9 protein-coding genes and 2 pseudogenes are annotated in these 19,728 nt (G+C 64.2%); 6 read left to right on the forward strand and 5 right to left on the reverse strand.

Going from position 1 to position 19,728, the window contains the following annotated elements; translation table 11 throughout:
- Positions 1–17 precede the first annotated feature (17 nt).
- Positions 18–6,881 (reverse strand): IPT/TIG domain-containing protein, encoded by a 6,864-nt coding sequence (locus OPV09_RS22000; RefSeq protein ID WP_338679375.1) that lies wholly within the window; start codon positions 6,879–6,881, stop codon positions 18–20.
- A 356-nt stretch (positions 6,882–7,237) separates the two neighbouring features.
- Between OPV09_RS22000 and OPV09_RS22005 the strand changes: the two are divergent.
- From OPV09_RS22005 to OPV09_RS22020, 4 genes and pseudogenes are all read left to right on the forward strand, one after another.
- A pseudogene (locus OPV09_RS22005) lies at positions 7,238–7,381 on the forward strand (phage tail protein); the annotation flags it as partial.
- A gap of 99 nt (positions 7,382–7,480) precedes the next feature.
- On the forward strand, positions 7,481–7,738 hold the full coding sequence (locus tag OPV09_RS22010; RefSeq protein ID WP_254798449.1) for a phage tail protein: 258 nt from the start codon (positions 7,481–7,483) through the stop codon (positions 7,736–7,738).
- 29 nt (positions 7,739–7,767) lie between these two features.
- Positions 7,768–8,301: a phage tail protein gene (locus OPV09_RS22015; RefSeq protein ID WP_338679376.1), complete on the forward strand. Its 534-nt coding sequence runs from the start codon at positions 7,768–7,770 to the stop codon at positions 8,299–8,301.
- Between the two features lie 48 nt (positions 8,302–8,349).
- Positions 8,350–8,883: a phage tail protein gene (locus OPV09_RS22020; protein ID WP_034752121.1), complete on the forward strand. Its 534-nt coding sequence runs from the start codon at positions 8,350–8,352 to the stop codon at positions 8,881–8,883.
- 63 nt (positions 8,884–8,946) lie between these two features.
- Here the strand turns inward: OPV09_RS22020 and OPV09_RS22025 are convergent, their stop codons facing one another.
- From OPV09_RS22025 to OPV09_RS22040, 4 genes and pseudogenes are all read right to left on the reverse strand, one after another.
- On the reverse strand, positions 8,947–9,240 hold the full coding sequence (locus OPV09_RS22025; RefSeq protein WP_235194233.1) for a DUF6916 family protein: 294 nt from the start codon (positions 9,238–9,240) through the stop codon (positions 8,947–8,949).
- A gap of 165 nt (positions 9,241–9,405) precedes the next feature.
- Positions 9,406–15,018 carry a putative Ig domain-containing protein gene (locus OPV09_RS22030; protein WP_338679377.1) on the reverse strand — a complete coding sequence of 1,871 codons (5,613 nt, stop codon included), beginning with the start codon at positions 15,016–15,018 and terminating at the stop codon, positions 9,406–9,408.
- Between the two features lie 595 nt (positions 15,019–15,613).
- Entirely contained in the window at positions 15,614–17,626 is a 2,013-nt protein-coding gene (locus tag OPV09_RS22035; protein WP_338679378.1) for a S9 family peptidase, read from the reverse strand.
- A gap of 189 nt (positions 17,627–17,815) precedes the next feature.
- Positions 17,816–18,295 (reverse strand): annotated as a pseudogene (locus tag OPV09_RS22040) (LysR substrate-binding domain-containing protein); the annotation flags it as partial.
- A gap of 242 nt (positions 18,296–18,537) precedes the next feature.
- Here OPV09_RS22040 and OPV09_RS22045 point away from each other — a divergent pair.
- Positions 18,538–18,864 carry a hypothetical protein gene (locus tag OPV09_RS22045; RefSeq protein WP_072452542.1) on the forward strand — a complete coding sequence of 109 codons (327 nt, stop codon included), beginning with the start codon at positions 18,538–18,540 and terminating at the stop codon, positions 18,862–18,864.
- Positions 18,865–18,885: 21 nt separating this feature from the next.
- The gene (locus tag OPV09_RS22050) at positions 18,886–19,725 is read left to right on the forward strand and encodes an MBL fold metallo-hydrolase (RefSeq protein WP_338679379.1); all 840 of its coding nucleotides are present in this window, start codon (positions 18,886–18,888) and stop codon (positions 19,723–19,725) included.
- Positions 19,726–19,728 lie beyond the last annotated feature (3 nt).

The following is a 19,728-nucleotide window of genomic DNA, read 5'->3' on the forward strand; positions in this document are numbered from 1 at the left end:
CTAGTCTGACTGGATGATTACTTGAGCGGCATCGCGATACCGAACATCACCGACTGGGTACGTCCGCTATCGATGTTCAGATTGCTGTTGTAGTCCAGCGTGATGGTCATGCCGTTCGACAGCAGCAATTTCACGCCCAGCCCCGCCGCCCAGTTGCCCGTCTGCTGCGGCACCGTGCGGATCACGTACACGGGGCCGTCGGCCACCAGGTCGGCATATGCCAGGCGCGCGTCGTCGGCGCCCTGGAACTGGTGCCGGTACTCGAGCCGCGCGCGCGGGAACCACGTGCCCAGGCCGCCCACATAGATGCCCTCGGCCCGCACACCGAGCGCGCCGATGCGCGAACGCACGGTCTGCTTGAAGTAGCTCAGGGCGTTGATGCCCGCCGCCTTTTCCGTGTACGGATCGAGCTTGGCCGACATCAGTTCCACGCGGCCGTACGGCGACCACATCCAGGTGTCATGGCGCATCTCGATACCGCCGACGACTGCGCCGAACACCTGCTTGCCGTCGCGCTCGCCCGTGGCGAAACCGCTGCCATCGGCGAGGTAGCGCGATGCGTCGTACTGCAAGGTGCCGTAGCCGAGCACGCCGTCAAGGAAGACGCCCTTGCTCGGACGCAGGCTGCCATACACGGCCGCCACGGCGCTGTCGGCCGTGCTGCGGCTGCCGTTCTGGCCCACGTCGCTGCGGTCATGGCTGAAGCCGGCGCCCACGCCCACGGTCGCCAGGTCGCTGAGGCGGTAATCGCCGCCCACGCTCACGCCGTTGGTGCGGAAACGGAAGCCCGTGTCGCGGCCATTCACATAGTGCTGGCCGAAGTCGACCGCGCCACCGAGCCACAGAGCCAGCGCCTGCTTCTGCGTGTCCGGCTTTTGCGGCATGTCCGGCAAGCCGCTGGTAGCGCCGCTGACGTCCATCTGCTGCCGCTCGCCACTGAAACCAGCGCCTGGCTGGCGCAAGGCCGCCTTGCGCATGAACGGTTTGACGGCCGTGCCGAACACGCGGTCCGCTTCATCCGCCTGCCAGCGCGCCAGCGCCGCCGTCGGATTGCCGCTGTCGTTCGGCGGCGTCAGGCTCAGGCCGAAGCTCGAACGTCCCCAGCCATCGCCATGCAGGCTTTCCAGGCGCTGCGTGAAGTTCGACAGCTGCGCACTGGCGAAACGCCGCGCCGCATCGGCTTGCGCCGCCTGCAGGCCGATCACTTCCGGATCGACCGACGGGTCGCGCCGCGCCGTCACCGTCACGTTGACCACGCCCGGTTTCGACGTGGCAAAGGCATTGCTCAGGGTGTAGCTGACGACCGCCGCGCCGGCGAACTTGCCCGAGGCCGCAAAGCTCAGCTGGTACGACGGCTTGCCGGCCGTGCCCACATCGCGCACCACCACCTTGCCCGCTTCGGCCGGCGCCACGCTCAGCACATTCGCCGCCGTGAACGGACCGCCCGTGGCGCCCGCCGTCAGGTCGACAGTGACCGTCAGGCCGGCCACCACCGTGACGCTCTGGCTGAGCACTTGCGGCATCGGATTGACGGTGATGGTCGACGTCACCGGCGCCGAGGTGCCGAACGCGTTCGACACGGTGTAGCCGATGCGGATCTCGCCGCTGGTATTGATGCCTGGTGTGTAGACGATGTCCATGCCATTGACCACCGCCGTGCCGCTGGCCGGCTGCGTCGTGATGGCCACCACCGTGAACGGCCCGCCCGTGGCGCCTTGCGTCACGGGCAAGGTCACCGGCGTGCCGGCCAGGACCGTCGCCGTCTTGGCGACAGGTACGGGGACCGGTTGCGGCGCCACCGTCACGCTGACCGTGGCGGGGGCGGAGGTGCCGCCCGGTCCAGTCGCCGTGTAGCTGAAGGCATCCGGGCCGAAGTAGTTCGCATTCGGCACATACGTCACCTTGAAAGAGCGACCGCTGCCGCCCCCCGCCGCGCCGCTCGACACCACCGTGACGGTGCCATGCTGCGGCGGCGTGACGATGGTCACCGCCGTGATCGGGCTGCCATCGGTGGAAGCGATGGTCAAGCTCACTTCCTGGTTGGCCGAGGTCGTCGCCGTTTCATTCGGCACCGGCGGCGGCGCCTGGTTCACCTGCAGGGTCAGCGCTTGCTGCACCATGAACTGGTGCACATCCTTCGCCTGCAAGGTAAAGCTGTAGCTGCCCGCCACGGTCGGCGTGCCACTGACGATGCCGGTCGCCGCATCGAGCGCCAGGCCGGTCGGCAAGGCGCCGCCGCTCACGGCATACGCATACGGCGCCACGCCGCCGCCGGCCGTGAAGGCCTGGCTGTAGGCATCGCCGGCGCGGATCGCCGCCAGGCTGGCCGGCGTCAGGGTCAAGGTGGGCGCCGCGACGGCCAGCGTATAGCTGTTGGTCGCGCTGAACGGCGCCCCCACGCCCGTGCTGCTGTCCGTGACCTTGATGCTGAACGGGAAACTGCCCGCCACATTCGTCGTGCCGGACAGCACGCCGGTGGATGCGTTCAGGCTCAGGCCCGCTGGCAGCGAACCAATCACGGCGAAGCTGTAGGGTGCCGTGCCGCCCGTCGCCGTCAGGGTCGTGCTGTAGGCCGCTTCCGCCGTCGGGTTGGGCAGGCTGGCCGGGGTCAGGGCCAGTGTTGCCGACGCCACAGGCAAGACATAGTTTTTCGTTACCGTGAACTGACGTGTATCCGTCACTGTAACGCTCAGCGCAAAACTGCCGGCTGCTGTTGGCGTACCGCTCAGTGCACCGCTGGTACTCAGCGTCATGCCGGCTGGAACGGTACCGGTGACCGCAAACGCGTATGGCCCGATACCGCCATTGGCCGTCAGTTGCTGGCTGTAAGCCGTACCAACAGTAGCGCCCGGCAAGCTGGCTGGCGAGATGCCCATCGCGGCCGTCACCGTCAAGATATAGCTTTGCGCTGCCTGGGTATTCACGCCAGCCACTGCGGCCTGCGTCGCGGTGATGTTGCTGGTCCCTGCGGCCACGGTCGTGATGACGCCAGAGCTGCTGACGGTGGCCACGCCAGCATTTGAGCTGGTATAGCTGATGGCGCCATAACTGCCGCCCGCGAGGCTGGAAGTCGCCACGTTGGTCAAGCTATTTCCCAATGGGACCGATGCCGCAGTCGGTGTTGCAAACGTGATGACGCCGGTCGGAATATACGTAAATTGATCCGCAGCGTTGCTGGCACTGGTACCACCAACCGTGGTGACTTTCACGTCTACCACGCCCAGGCTGCCCGATGGACTGGTGGCCGTGATCTGCGTAGCACTGTTGACCGTGAAGCTGGTGGCATTGGCGCCACCGAATCGCACCGCCGTGGCACCGCCAAATCCCGTGCCGGTGACGATCACGCTGGTGCCGCCGGCAATGGGACCGAAAGCGGGCGCAACACCGGCAACTGCCGGTAACGTCACATAGGTGAACTGGTCCGATGCGCCGGTGGCGCTGGTACCACCCGTCGTGGTGACGCGCACATCGACCGTGCCCGTACCGGCAGGCGCCGTCGCCGTGATCTGCGTGGCGCTGTTGACCGTGAAGCTGCTCGCCGCCGTGGCGCCAAACGTCACTGCCGTCGCGCCGGTAAAACCCGTGCCGGTGATCATGACGCTGGTGCCGCCCGCCGTTGGACCAGCTGCGGGCGACAGACCGCTCACCACCGGGGCGCCCACATAGGTGAACTGATCCGCAGCAACGGCAGCACTGGTGCCGCCAACCGTCGTGATGCGCACATCGACCGTGCCGGAACCGGCTGGCGCCGTTGCCGTGATCTGCGTGGCGCTGTTGACCGTGTAGCCGGTCGCCGCCGTGGCGCCGAAGGTCACCGCCGTGGCGCCGGCAAAGCCGGTGCCGGTAATGGTGACGCTGGTGCTACCCGTCGTAGGACCGGCCGTGGGCGACAAAGCGCTCACCACCGGTGCAGCGACATACGTAAATTGATCGGCGGCGTTGGTGGCGCTGGTACCGCCAATGGCCGTAACGCGCACATCGACCGTGCCAGAGCCACTTGGCGCCGTCGCCGTGATCTGCGTAGCGCTGTTCACAGTAAAACTAGTGGCCGCCGTGCCGCCAAAGGTGACCGCCGTGGCACCGGTAAAGCCGGAGCCGTTAATGGTGACGCTGGTGCCGCCCGTGGCCGGTCCGTTGACAGGAGAAATACTGGCGACCGCCGGTGCCAGCACGTACGTGAACTGGTCCGCCGCACCGGTGGCGCTGGTGCCACCGGTCGTGGTGACACGCACATCGACCGTGCCGGAGCCGCTTGGCGCCGTGGCCGTGATCTGCGTGGCGCTGTTGACCGTGAAGCTGCTCGCCGCCGTGGCGCCAAACGTCACTGCCGTCGCGCCGGTAAAACCCGTGCCGGTGATCGTGACGCTGGTGCCGCCCGCCGTTGGACCAGCTGCGGGCGACAGACCGCTCACCACCGGGGCGCCCACATACGTGAACTGATCCGCAGCAACGGCAGCACTGGTGCCGCCAACCGTCGTGATGCGCACATCGACCGTGCCGGAACCGGCCGGTGCCGTTGCCGTGATCTGTGTGGCGCTGTTGACGGTAAAGCCGGTCGCCGCCGTGGCGCCGAAGGTCACGGCTGTCGCGCCGCTAAAATTCGAACCGGTGATGATGACGGTGCTTCCGCCAGTAGCTGGACCTGATGTGGGAGAAATGGCGCTTACCGCCGGCGCCACCACATACGTAAACTTGTCCGCTGGGCTGATGGCGCTGGAGCCACCAGGTGTGGTAACGGTCACATCTATCGTGCCCGTGCCCGCTGGCGCCGTGGCCGTGATCTGCGTGGCGCTGTTGACCGTGTAGCCGGTCGCCGCCGTGGCGCCGAAGGTCACGGCTGTCGCGCCGCTAAAATTCGAACCGGTAATGGTGACGGTACTGCCGCCAGTAGCTGGACCTGACGTGGGAGAAATGGCGCTTACCGCCGGCGCCACCACATACGTAAACTTGTCCGCTGGGCTGATGGCGCTGGAGCCACCAGGTGTGGTGACGGTCACATCTATCGTGCCCGTGCCCGCTGGCGCCGTGGCCGTGATCTGCGTGGTGCTGTCGATCGTGAAGCCGGTCGCTGCCGTGGAGCCAAAGGTCACGGCTGTCGCGCCGCTAAAATTCGAGCCGGTGATGGTGACGGTACTGCCGCCAGTAGCTGGACCTGACGTGGGAGAAATGGCGCTTAACGCCGGCGCCACCACATACGTAAACTTGTCCGTTGGGCTGATGGCGCTGGTGCCGCCAGGCGTGGTGACGGTCACATCCACTGTGCCCGTGCCCGCTGGCGCCGTGGCCGTGATCTGCGTGGCGCTGTTGATCGTAAAGCCGGTCGCTGCCGTGGAGCCAAAGGTCACGGCTGTCGCGCCGCTAAAATTCGAACCGGTGATGGTGACGGTGCTGCCGCCAGTAGCTGGACCTGACGTGGGAGAAATAGCGCTTACCGCCGGCGCCACCACATACGTAAACTTGTCCGCTGGGCTGATGGCGCTGGAGCCACTCGGTGTGGTGATGGTCACATCCACCGTGCCCGTGCCAGGTGGTGCCGTGGCAGTGATCTTCGTGGCGCTGTCGATCGTGAAGCCGGTCGCTGCCGTGGAACCAAAGGTCACGGCCGTGGCACCCGTAAAGCCCGTGCCAGTAATGGTGACGGTGCTGCCACCGGTAGCTGGGCCTGCCGTGGGCGAAATGCTGGTGACCGTCGGCGCAGGAATATACGTGAACTGGTTGGCGGCGCCGGTGGCGCTGGTGCCGCCGCTGGCGGTGACGGTGACGTTCACGGTGCCGGCGCTGCCGGGTGGCGACGTGGCGGTCATGGTCGTGGAATTAACGACGGTAACGGCGACACCATTGTTGGTGCCAAACTTCAGCGCCGTGACGCCTGTAAAGCCAGTACCGGTAATGGTGACGGCCGTGCCGCCAGAGGCTGGGCCGGACGCAGGCGTCACGCCAGTGATGGTCGGCGGCGGCTGGGTGTTGATCACCATGGAATAGCTGCGCGAGGTGTTGTACGGTCCGTTGCCTCCCGTGACATCGGTGGATTTGATCACAAAATTATAGGTGCCCAGCGCGGTGGGCGTACCCGATAACAAGCCGCTGGAGGACAGGCTCAGGCCCGGTGGCAAACTGCCCGACTCCACCACATACGTATAGGGCTCGGTGCCATTTGCGGTCGACATCTGCTGGCTATACGGCGTCGCCAAGCCTCCCGCCGTCAGGACGGTAGGCGTGATGGACAGGGTCGGTATGGCGACCGTCACGGAATAGTTCTTGATGACCACCTGCGGCGTGCCTGCGGTCGCATCGGTGACCTTGATGCCAAAGGCAAAGGAGCCGGTAGCCTTCACAGTACCGGAAATCACGCCGCTCGACGACACGGTGATGCCAAGGGGCAAAGTGCCGGAATCCAACGCGTAATTGTAGGGAGCCGCGCCGCCGCTCGCCGACATGGTCTGGCTGTAAGGTGTGCCGATCACGGGCGCCGTCAAACTGCCCGGCGACACAGTGAATGCATTAGCAGCGGGCAAGACGGTCACATTAAAGGTGATCTCTCCTTGCGACTCATCGAGCAGCACAAACGTATCGGACAGCGCGCCATCACCATTATTGGTATAGGTTGCCTTGTTATCCTGATTGTTGGTGAGACCGGTAATCGTGCCGTGCAATGCTGTCGCGCCATTATCGTTCAGGCCGAAGGTGTTGCAGCTCGACAGGTCGATGACATACGAAGCGCCCGAGGCGACGGTAAAACTCTGCGGGGTAGGACAGATAAGGCTCGGACCTGCCGCCAGCGCGGGAGTCGCACCGAACGCCAGCATCAGCAAGCACAGCGCAGCGAACCACTGCCCGAGACGGCAAGCTAACAACGTCCCGCTGGCGCCGCGATCCGACATTCGTTTCCGATTTCCAGCAAACAAGGCGAGCAGAAAAGAAAGTGCCGGACGGCCGATGATGTCGTTGCAAATACGCGACATAGTTTCTCCAATACAGAGTTTTTCAGACAAAAATGAAGGTGATTTCAGGCCGTCAGCGCTGCCCATTCCGGGCTCTTCTACAGTGCCAACATATGTTGACGCTTGCCATATGACAACGTATGCTACTCCGAGATTTCAATAAAGTAACTATAACAAAAAGGGTTTTTTAAAACGCAACATTGATTGCAAATGGAAAATATTATTCATTTGCCATTGAGCTGCATTCCAACCGTGGGAGAACGATGATGGCTGATGTGTACCTAGGACAAATCATGATGGGCGGCTTCAATTTTGCGCCGCGTGGCTTTGCAGCATGTAACGGGCAATTGCTGCCCATTGCGCAGAATCAGGCGCTGTTTGCACTGCTGGGTACCGCTTACGGGGGGAACGGCAGTAACACCTTTGCCTTGCCTAACTTGCAAGGCTGTACCCCGGTTGGCGCGGGTGCTTCGGTCGATGGCGCGTGGCAACCATCGCCATACCAGACCGGTACGCGGGCGGGGCAGGAGGCTGTCACCTTGCTAGCGACCCAAATTCCGCCGCACACGCATGCGGCCAATGCGGTGACGACGCCCGGCACCTCGAAAAACCCCACCAATACCCTGTTTGGCGGCAGTGGCGCGGAATCCATCTACGGTTCGGCGGGGCCGCAAGTGACCCTGTCCAGCCAGACCTTGGCGTTGGCCGGCGGCAACCAGGCGCATCCCAACATGCAGCCGTTCTCGGTCATTAACTTCAATATCGCCTTGAGCGGTATCTTCCCGTCGCGCAACTAACGAATCCGCCACTCTTACGGAGCATAGTCATGACCACACCCTATGTCGGCGAAATTCGCCTGTTTGCCTTTTCCCGCATTCCCAGCGGCTGGTTCGCCTGCGACGGCAGCCTGAAATCGATCGCAGAGAATGAAGTCCTGTTCGCCCTGCTGGGTACCACCTACGGCGGCGACGGCGTCAACACCTTCGCCGTGCCCGACCTGCGCGGCCAGGTCCCTCTACACATGGGTACCGGCCCCGGCCTGAGCAACCGTCCCCTCGGGCAACGAAGCGGCAGCGAATCGGTGACCCTGCTGCCGACCCAGCTTCCTTTGCATACGCACCCGTTCAGTGTGAACAGCACCCTGGCGACCTCGAACGTGCCGGCGGCCAACCTGCTGCTGACTGCCCCGTCGAATAACGACAAGATGTACACGAGCGACCTGACCGGCCTGACCGCCTATGCACTGGCACCGGCCGCCACGGGCGCGACAGGCGGCAACCTGCCGCACGAGAACACCATGCCAACCCTGACAGCGTCCTTTTGCATCGCATGGGCAGGCATTTTCCCATCGCCGCAATAACAGCCGGCACGCAAGCGCAGCCCCTAAAATCGATCAGGAGAACCTACCGTGACCTCACCATACCTTGGCGAAATACAAGTCTTCGGCTTCAATTTCACACCCTACGGATGGGCCAGCTGCAATGGCGCCACCCTGCAGATACAGCAATATTCGGCCCTGTTTTCCTTGATCGGCACGCAGTATGGCGGCAATGGCACCACCACCTTCCAGTTGCCCAACTTCACGGGACGCGCGCCGTGCAGCCAGGGCCAGGGGCCGGGCCTGACACCGCGCGTGATGGGCGAGACCTTCGGCACCAACAGCGTCACGTTGAACACCACGGAAATGCCGAACCACGCCCACCAACTCAATGTGTACCGCCAGCCCACCGCCGCCCTGCAGCACAACACACCGCTTCCGGGCGATGGCTTGATTGCGCTTGGCGGCACGTCCGCGTTCGTGCCGGCAACGCCACCCAATGTATCGCTGTCCCCGACCGCGATCGGTAGTGCCGGTGGCGGCCAGGCGCACGAAAACCGCCAGCCGATGCTGGCGGTGAATTTCTGCATCGCGCTGCAAGGCGAATTCCCGTCATTCGACTAAGTTGGGTTCATCCAGGCAGGCGGCGCCAGCGCGGTGCCGCCCTGCCCTTCTCGCGTACCGGCCTCAGTTGAACACCGCCTGGTACAGAAAGCCGTGGCTGTCACGCGCCACCGGCACCAAAAAGATACCCACCTCGCCAAACGCCTCATGCTGCATCTGGAAGATTTTCTGGCTGAACAGGATGGGGGAGCTATGGTGAAACAGCAGACTGAACGGCTTGCGCATCAAGCCCTCCAGGGTCGCTGACGGCAGCGGCTGCACTTCCTTCAGGACAAAGGCGGCATTGCCGTCACTGGCCGCAATAAACGTCTCGTTGATGCGCGCGGCAAAATGTTCAAGGGTCAGGACAGTCATCATTCCAGGCATTCCATTCCGTAAGCAGTGTGGTGAAGACGATGCCTGATTCTAATGGAATCATTGCCGCCCTGGCACGGCAATGACATGAAAAAACAGACGCCACATGCGCCGCGGGGCGGAAGCACCGGCTCCCGCCCTGCGGCGTCACTTCCTTGATTCACAACGCTACTTGAGCGGCATCGCGATACCGAACATCACCGACTGGGTACGTCCGCTATCGATGTTCAGATTGCTGTTGTAGTCGAGGGTGATGGTCATGCCGTTCGACAGCAGCAGCTTGACGCCCAGCCCCGCCGCCCAGTTGCCCGTCTGCTGCGGCACCGTGCGGATCACGTACACAGGGCCGTCGGCCACCAGGTCGGCATACGCCAGGCGCGCATCGTCGGCGCCCTGGAACTGGTGCCGGTACTCGAGCCGCGCGCGCGGGAACCACGTGCCCAGGCCGCCCACATAGATGCCCTCGGCCCGCACACCGAGCGCGCCGATGCGCGAACGCACGGTCTGCTTGAAGTAGCTCAGGGCGTTGATGCCCGCCGCCTTTTCCGTGTACGGATCGAGCTTGGCCGACATCAGTTCCACGCGGCCGTACGGCGACCACATCCAGGTGTCATGGCGCATCTCGATACCGCCGACGACTGCGCCGAACACCTGCTTGCCGTCGCGCTCGCCCGTGGCGAAACCGCTGCCATCGGCGAGGTAGCGCGATGCGTCGTACTGCAAGGTGCCGTAGCCGAGCACGCCGTCAAGGAAGACGCCCTTGCTCGGACGCAGGCTGCCATACACGGCCGCCACGGCGCTGTCGGCCGTGCTGCGGCTGCCGTTCTGGCCCACGTCGCTGCGGTCATGGCTGAAGCCGGCGCCCACGCCCACGGTCGCCAGGTCGCTGAGGCGGTAATCGCCGCCCACGCTCACGCCGTTGGTGCGGAAACGGAAGCCCGTGTCGCGGCCATTCACATAGTGCTGGCCGAAGTCGACCGCGCCACCGAGCCACAGAGCCAGCGCCTGCTTCTGCGTGTCCGGCTTTTGCGGCATGTCCGGCAAGCCGCTGGTAGCGCCGCTGACGTCCATCTGCTGCCGCTCGCCACTGAAACCAGCGCCTGGCTGGCGCAAGGCCGCCTTGCGCATGAACGGTTTGACGGCCGTGCCGAACACGCGGTCCGCTTCATCCGCCTGCCAGCGCGCCAGCGCCGCCGTCGGATTGCCGCTGTCGTTCGGCGGCGTCAGGCTCAGGCCGAAGCTCGAACGTCCCCAGCCATCGCCATGCAGGCTTTCCAGGCGCTGCGTGAAGTTCGACAGCTGCGCACTGGCGAAACGCCGCGCCGCATCGGCTTGCGCCGCCTGCAGGCCGATCACTTCCGGATCGACCGACGGGTCGCGCCGCGCCGTCACCGTCACGTTGACCACGCCCGGTTTCGACGTGGCAAAGGCATTGCTCAGGGTGTAGCTGACGACCGCCGCGCCGGCGAACTTGCCCGAGGCCGCAAAGCTCAGCTGGTACGACGGCTTGCCGGCCGTGCCCACATCGCGCACCACCACCTTGCCCGCTTCGGCCGGCGCCACGCTCAGCACATTCGCCGCCGTGAACGGACCGCCCGTGGCGCCCGCCGTCAGGTCGACAGTGACCGTCAGGCCGGCCACCACCGTGACGCTCTGGCTGAGCACTTGCGGCATCGGATTGACGGTGATGGTCGACGTCACCGGCGCCGAGGTGCCGAACGCGTTCGACACGGTGTAGCCGATGCGGATCTCGCCGCTGGTATTGATGCCTGGTGTGTAGACGATGTCCATGCCATTGACCACCGCCGTGCCGCTGGCCGGCTGCGTCGTGATGGCCACCACCGTGAACGGCCCGCCCGTGGCGCCTTGCGTCACGGGCAAGGTCACCGGCGTGCCGGCCAGGACCGTCGCCGTCTTGGCGACAGGTACGGGGACCGGTTGCGGCGCCACCGTCACGCTGACCGTGGCGGGGGCGGAGGTGCCGCCCGGTCCAGTCGCCGTGTAGCTGAAGGCATCCGGGCCGAAGTAGTTCGCATTCGGCACATACGTCACCTTGAAAGAGCGACCGCTGCCGCCCCCCGCCGCGCCGCTCGACACCACCGTGACGGTGCCATGCTGCGGCGGCGTGACGATGGTCACCGCCGTGATCGGGCTGCCATCGGTGGAAGCGATGGTCAAGCTCACTTCCTGGTTGGCCGAGGTCGTCGCCGTTTCATTCGGCACCGGCGGCGGCGCCTGGTTCACCTGCAGGGTCAGCGCTTGCTGCACCGTGAACTGGTGCACATCCTTCGCCTGCAAGGTAAAGCTGTAGCTGCCCGCCACGGTCGGCGTGCCACTGACGATGCCGGTCGCCGCATCGAGCGCCAGGCCGGTCGGCAAGGCGCCGCCGCTCACGGCATACGCATACGGCGCCACGCCGCCGCCGGCCGTGAAGGCCTGGCTGTAGGCATCGCCGGCGCGGATCGCCGCCAGGCTGGCCGGCGTCAGGGTCAAGGTGGGCGCCGCGACGGCCAGCGTATAGCTGTTGGTCGCGCTGAACGGCGCCCCCACGCCCGTGCTGCTGTCCGTGACCTTGATGCTGAACGGGAAACTGCCCGCCACATTCGTCGTGCCGGACAGCACGCCAGTCGTCGTATTCAAACTCAGGCCGACGGGCAAGGTACCCACCACGGCATAGCTGTAGGGGGCCGTGCCGCCTGTTGCCGTCAGGGTCGTGCTGTAGGCCGCTTCCGCCACGGGATTGGGCAAGGTGGCCGGGATCAGGCTGACGGCGGGCACGCCCACGGTGACCATCACGGTGGCCGGTGCCGAAGTGCCGCTGCCATTCGTGGCCGTATAGGTAAAGCTGTCGCTGCCCCCGTAGCCCGTCGTCGGCGTGTAGCTGATGCTCGTGCCGCTGGCCGTCGCCGTGCCATGTGCGGGTGGCGATGCCACGGCCACCGAGGCCGCCGCGCCGCCGCCCAGGTTCAAGGTGATCGGATTGGCGCTGCTGCCGTAGGCCACCGTCGTGGTGACGGCGCCGGCGACAGGCACGGCGACCGCCACCGTACCGGAATAGGCGCGGACACCGGTATATGGTCCGCTACCGCTGCTGCTGTCCGTGACCATGATGCTGAAGCTGTACGCACCCGCCACCGTCGGCGTGCCGGACAGGGTACCGTTCGCCGCCAGGGTCAAGCCGGTGGGCAAACTGCCGGCAGTGACGGCATAGCCATGCGGCGACGTGCCGCCAGTGGCGGTGACGCCCTGGCTGAAGGCGACGCCGGCCGTCATGGCAGGCAAAGCCGCCGGGGCGACGCTGATCGCTGGCACTGCCACGGTCAGCGAGTACGCCCGCGTACCGGCATACGGACCGCTGCCCGTCGAACTGTCCGTGGCAAGCACGGTAAAGTTGAAGGTACCGCCCGCCGTCGGCGTACCCGCCAGCAGACCGGCATTGGACAAGGTCACGCCGGTCGGCAAGGCGCCGGCGCTGATCGCGTAGGTGTATGGTGCCAGACCATTTGCGGCCGTCAGGGTCTGGCTGTAGGCCGTGCCTACTGTGGCTGCAGGCACCGTGGTCGGCGCCAGCGTCACGCTCGGCGTGCCCACCGTGATCGTCACCGTGGCCGGCGCCGAAGTACCGATGCCGTTCGATGCCGTGTAGGTAAAGCTGTCTGACCCGCCGTAACCTGCCGTCGGCGTATAGCTGATGCTGGTGCCACTGGCCGTCGCCGTGCCGTGCAACGCAGCGGAAGCGATGGCCACCGAAGTTGCCGCACCGCCGCTCAGGCTCAAGGTGATCGGATTGGCGCTGCTGCCATACGCCACCGTGGGGCTGACATTGCCGGCAACGGGTGCACCGGCAGCTACCGTGCCGGAATAGGCGCGTGAGCCCGAGAACGGAGTACCTGCGCCAGTGCTGCTATCGGTCGCGGTGATGGTAAAGCTGTAAGCTCCGGCCGCCGTGGGCGTGCCGGACAGGGTGCCGTCCGCCGCCAGGGTCAAGCCGGTGGGCAGGCTGCCGGCCGTTCTGGCATAGCTGTACGTGCTGGTTCCCCCGCTGGCGGTAATCGTCTCGGTGTAGGCAACGCCGGCTGTCATCACCGGCAAGGTCGATGGCTCGATGCTGATCGCCGGTGCCGTCACCGTCAGCGAGTACGCCAGCGCGCCAGCATACGGGCCGCTGCCCGTCGAACTGTCCGTCGCAAGCACGGTAAAGTTGAAGGTGCCAACAGCCGTCGGCGTGCCCGACAGCAAACCGGTGGCAGTATTCAGGCTGACTCCGGCCGGCAAGGTGCCGGCGCTGATGGTGTAGGTGTACGTGCTGGTTCCGCCGCTGGCGGTAATCGTCTGGCTGCCGGCAACGCCAGCTGTCATTGCCGACAAGGTCGCCGGCGCGATGGCGATGGTTGGCGCGGCCACCGTCAGCAAGTAGCCCTGCGTCGTGGAGAACGGACCGCTGCCGGGCGAGCTGTCCGTGGCGCGCGCGGCGAAGTTGAAAGTGCCACTCGCCGTCGGCGTGCCCGACAGCAAACCGGTAGACGTATTCAGGCTGATACCGGCCGGCAAGGCGCCGCTGGTGATCGCGTAAGTGTACGGCGCAGTGCCGTTCGCAGCGGACAGGTTCTGGCTGTAGGCCATGGCGATAGTTGCGCCAGGTACGGTGGGCACCAGCGTCACCTCCAGCGCATTGACTATGACCGCCACGGTGGCGGCTGCGGAAGTGCCGATACCATTGCTGGCCGTATACGTAAAGCTGTCGAGACCGGCATAGCCGGCCGCCGGCATATAGGTGATGCTGGTACCGTTGGCCGTTGCCGTGCCATGCAAAGCAGCAGACGCCACGGCCACCGAAGTTGCCACGCCGCCGCTCAGGTCGAGCGTGACCGGGTTGGCGCTGCTGCCGTAGGCCACCGTGGCGCTGACATTGCCGGCAACGGGCGCACCGGCTGCTACCGTGCCGGAATAGGCGCGCGCGCCCGAATAGGGGCCGGCGCCGGTACTGCTGTCGGTGGCGGTGACGGTAAAACTGTAGGCACCGGCCGCCGTGGGCGTGCCGGACAGGGTGCCGTTCGATGCCAGGGTCAAGCCTGCGGGCAGGCTGCCGGCCGTTCTGGCATAGGTGTACGTGCCGGTTCCGCCGCTGGCAGCTATCGTCTGGCTGTAGGCGACACCGGATGTCATTGCCGGCAGGGTCGTCGGCAGGATGGCGATGGTGGGCGCGGAGACCGTCAAGGTATAGGCGCGCGTGCCATTGACGGCCAGCGAGTCGGTGGCGCGCACGGTGAAGTTGAAGGTGCCGCCCGCTGTCGGCGTACCCGACAGTACACCGCCGCCACTCAAACTCATGCCAGCCGGCAAGGCGCCAGCGCTGATGGCATAGGTGTACGGCGCCGCGCCACCCGTCGCCGTCACGGTTGTCGTGGAGTAAGGCTGGGCCACCGTGGCATTCGGCACGGTGGCCGGCGCCAGCACGATGGCGGAGGTGATCGTGACGTTGTACACGATGGGCTGCCCCACATCGTCCCTGACGGTAAACGTGTCCGAGGTCGCGCTGAGATTGGTATTCCGGTAGCGCACGGCATTCGTGGCATTCGAATCTTCCAGCGTGCCATACAGCGGCGCCACCAGGGTGCCCGTCAGGCCGAACTGGGAGCAAGGCGCATTGGTGTAATCCTCATAATACTCTCCCCCCGCGACGATGCTGACGGCGCGCGGGCTCGGGCAGGTGCTGGCGGCGGAAGCCTGGCTGGATAAGAGGGAAAGCAGGACAAACAGCAGGGTTCCAGCGAGGCGCATCAGCCACGATGGCACCAGGGTCTGGGCAGCCGGTGCGCCAGGGTTTCCGGCAACGAGACAATCAACAGCCCGGACAGGCGTGTTTAACCATCCAAATTTCATGAAATTTAGAAACATTTGTCTTCCCTCGATACATTTATCCTGGCGCTGGGCCTTGTACGGATATCGGTCATGGCAAACCTGCACGCCGATGACAGCGACCGTCAACAGGACTGGAGATGGCTTCCCAGCATGGTTGAACCTTGCTTTACGTCAATCCATGCTACTACGACTTACAAGGAAAGCAATTCCAAAAATATTATCAAATAGGGAAGTTTTTAACGCAAAACAGTTGTGGTTGAAATTATGTATTTACTAACAACAAATGAGAAAAAGAAGGCCTTTGGAAGGTGGGATTGACCCTCTCGACGTGTATCATGCCCGCCGCTGATCGGCGGCGGCCGCAGCGAACCGGCCTTGCGCACCCCAAAGTCAGTTGTACGCACGCAACGCCGGAGACTGTCATCTTGCAAGCCACCCGCCCATAATTTCTTGCCGGCGGGCGGCATGGCCTGCCAGGCAGTTTGCCCGGCAGGCCGCGCCACCTGGTGGCCGCTTACTGCATGGCTTGCTGCAAGCCCGGCGCGAACTCGGCGCCATGCTTGATCTGCGCCGTGGACGCCTTCAGGGTGGCGCCGATCGGCTCGGCACGGCCAGCCAGGCATTGCCCCAGGAAGTTCTCCGTCACGGCATTGAAGGCGATGTTGTTCACGGGCCGGGCAAAGCCATGACCCTCGTCGGGGAACAGCACATACGTGACGGGGATATTCTTCGCTGCCATGGCCGCCACGATCTGGTCCGATTCCGCCACGTTGACTCGCGGGTCGTTCGCACCCTGGCCGATCAGCAGCGGACGCTGGATGTTCTGCGCAAAGTTCAGCGGCGAACGTTCCTTCAGCAGCGCCTTGCCCTCTTCCGTGGTCGGGTCACCCATGCGCTTGTAGAACTGCTGCTTGCCCGCTTCCCAGTACGGCGGGATGGTTTGCAGCAGGGTAAACAGGTTCGACGGACCGACGATGTCGACGCCGCAGGCAAACGTCGTCGGCGTGAACGCCATGCCGGCCAGGGTGGCGTAGCCGCCATACGAGCCGCCCATAATGGCCACCTTGTCGGCGGTGGTCACGCCGCTCTTCACGGCCCACTGCACGGCGTCGAGCAAGTCGTCATGCATCTTGCGGCCCCACTGCAGGTCGCCGGCCGAGATGAACTGCTTGCCGAAGCCCGTCGAGCCGCGGAAGTTCACGGACAGTACGGCGTAGCCGCGGTTGGCCAGCCACTGGTGGTAGCCGTTGTAGCCATAGGTGTCGCGCGCCCACGGGCCGCCATGCACCAGCAGCACCATCGGCACCGCCTGCGTGGCCTTGCCATCGGACGTCGCCTTCGACGCCTGCGGCAAGGTCAGATAGGACACCAGGGTCAGGCCGTCGCGCGCCTTGAGTTGCTGCGGATACATGGGCACCAGCGGCGCGCCTTCCAGTTCCGGACGCGTCACATATAAACGCGTGAGTTTTTTGGTCTTGCGCTCGTACAGCCAGCTCGATGGCGGCGCCGTGACGGCATCGACGGACACCAGCCACTTGTCGTCGGCATCCGTGCGCGACGTCACCGTGAACTGGCCCTTCGTGTTTTTCTTCAGGAAAGCCAGGTCGGCTTTCAGCTCGTTCGTCAGCGGCAGATATTCCTGCTGCAGATAATTGACCGTATAGGCCTGCACCTGGCCCGTGCGCGTGTCGTACAGCGCATCGGCGATGTCGGAGCGCGGGTCTTGCGCCACGACCGTGCTCTTGCCGCTGGCCACGTCCTGCGCCAGCAGCGCCGAGGTATTGCGGCCGCGCGAATCGGTCCAGTACAGGGTCTTGCCGTCGACCGTGAAGGCCAGCGGCGCCGTCGTCTGCGAGTCTTCCAGGGCCACTTCGGCCAGTGGCGTGCTCTCGACCTTGCCGTCCGCCAGGCGGAAATACTGCATGCCGCCATCGGCGCGCGCCTTGCTGGCGATGCGCAGGTTGAGCAGTTCATCGGCCAGGTAGCCGCCATAGCCATCGTTCTGCTGTACCAGTGTCAGCTTGCCGCTGGCCAGGTCCAGGCTGTACACGTCGTGCCAGCGCGCATCGCGATTATTGATGCCGACGAGGATGCGGTCCTTCACCTTGCTGCTGATCTGGACGATCCGCACACGCGTTTTTTCGAACGGTGTGTAGTTGATCTGCTTGCCGCTCGCCACGTTCACGCCGTACAGCAGGAAATTCTCGTCGCCACCCTTGTCCTGGATGAACAGCAGGGTTTTCGAATCGGGCGACCAGAAGCTGCTGCGGATGGGCCGCACCTTTTCTTCCGTCAACGGGCGCGCCTGCGCCAGGTCGCCGGCCGGCGCCACCCACACATTGAGCACGCCATCGCGCGGCGCGATCCACGACAGCCACTGCCCATCGGGACTGAGCTTGCCACCGGACTTGCTGGGATTGCCGAACAGCTTGGCCCGCTCGATCAGCGGCGTTTCCTTGACAGGGGCTTGGGCGTGCGCCGGCAGTGCGCCAGCGAACAACAGGACAGGCAGGACATAGCGAATCATGGACACCTCATGGTTGTGGGATGAAGGGAAAACATAATAATTATGCATGTGCCAGCACATCATAGGCCAAAGCCATATCGCCAGGTTGATGACAGTGATGGGCGACGCGAATCGGGGGATGGAATGCGGGAAAGGGAGTATGGAATGCGATGCGGACGACCATCCCAACGCTGGGCTGCGTTTGATGGGCTAGGTCTGCGGCGCAGCCATCGTTGTCTGCTTCGCCTCGGCCAGTATCCATTGCGTGAATGTCTGGATGGGTTTTCCGCTCAAGCCGATGGGCTCGGGAAGGACGATGCAAAAGGTCTTGGAGATGGTTTTTCCATCGGGCCACGGAGCGGCCAAGCGGCCTTGCGCCAGCTCCGTTTCCACGTAAAGGCGCGGCACCAGGGCGACGCCGAGACCGGCCAATGCCGCCTCGATCAGCATGGCATGCAGATCGTGGCGCGCACCGGTCGCAGGATTGTTCAGCGCGACTCCGGTTTCCAGGGAATAACGTTCCCAGGCATCCGGATTCTGCCGCCGGTGCAGACGCGGCAGCGTGTCCAGTGTCGTTGCTCCTTTGCCCTCTTTCAGAAGTGCGGGATGGCAAACTGGCACCAGCACCTCATGCAGCAACGGATACGTACGCATTCCTGTCCAGGCCGGATGCTCGAAATTCGGCGCAGACGACTATCTGGTGACGAGTACGGTCGGCCCGGAGCCGCTTATCGACATGGGCCTCGCTCCCTGTCGGATGCAGGCTGTCGCATTGGAAAGGTTTCCTGAATATCGATGGGTGGCGAAGATGGGGCGCGCCACTGGCCCCGGCATGCATCAGCTGCCGGAGGGCGTCCATCTGTATGCGCCCATGACCGGTCAGTTGACGAATGGCAGCGATATCGCTGCGCACATTTCGCGGTAGAGCCCACATGCCCAACGTGACGATTTTCATGCCAACAGAAAAGATGCCGCCGGATGCAAATCTGGCGGCACTCACCGACCAATGTACCGAACTCTGCACAGGGATGCTTGAAGCTGCGCTGGAGAACGTGCACATCATCTATGTCGGTGTCCGTCATGGCCGGGGGAATCCGGCCTATGCGGAAATCCAATACCGGCTTGTACCGTTCAGGACGAAAGCAGTCATGGATGTGTTCATGGAAAGACTGGAGGCCATCATCAAAGCAAATACCGGCCTTGCTGCACGCATCCGCTGTTTTGGCTATGCGGCCCCGGCCATTCATGCACGCAATTGATTATCAGAAAGGAATACGGCAGTGGATCACATACCATTTCCCAGCCAGCAGATAGGCGAGTTTTCGATCACGGCCATCAGTGACGGATACCTGTCCGCCAGTCTGGATTTGCTCTCCAATATCGGTTCGATGGATGCGTCAAAATTGCAGCAAGACGCGGGGGTGAACGATCCCTCCTCCATCCATATCAACTGCTACCTGGTGCGCGGCCGCGGCCGCACAATCCTGATTGATGCGGGTGCGGGCGGATTCAAGCACTGGGGCGGCAAGCTGAAAGTCAATCTTGCGCTGGCTGGCGTACAACCTTCCGACATCGACACGATACTGCTGACGCATGCGCATCCCGATCATGTCGGCGGGCTGCTTGATGCGTCAGGAGAAGCCGCCTTTCCCGACGCGCAGCTGGTGGTTCACCAGCATGAGGTTGCTTTCTGGGAAGACGATGGCAATCTCAGCCGGGCAAGTGATCGCGCTCGCGGCAACTTTCTGTTTGCCCGCAAGGTATTTGAGAAGTACCGGGAAAAGATGCGCTTGTTTACCTGGAACGAAGTTCTCCCTGGCATTGGTGCCATGCCCCTACCGGGGCATACCGCAGGGCATTCCGGTTATCGCATCGAATCCGGTGGCCGCAGTCTGTTGATTTGGGGGGATATCGTGCATTTCCCCCAAATCCAGATTGCGCGTCCCGACGTATCCATTGCCTTCGATCAGGATCCCCTGCTGTCGGCCGAAACACGCTCGACACTGCTCGATGTGGTCAGCGCCGACAACATCCTCATCGCCGGCATGCACCTTGGCGAACTCGGCTTCGCACACATCCGACGCAAAGGCAATCTCTACAGGATAGTCTACGAAGCCTAGCGG

This window comes from Janthinobacterium sp. TB1-E2 (assembly GCF_036885605.1).
Lineage (GTDB): Bacteria > Pseudomonadota > Gammaproteobacteria > Burkholderiales > Burkholderiaceae_D > Janthinobacterium > Janthinobacterium aestuarii.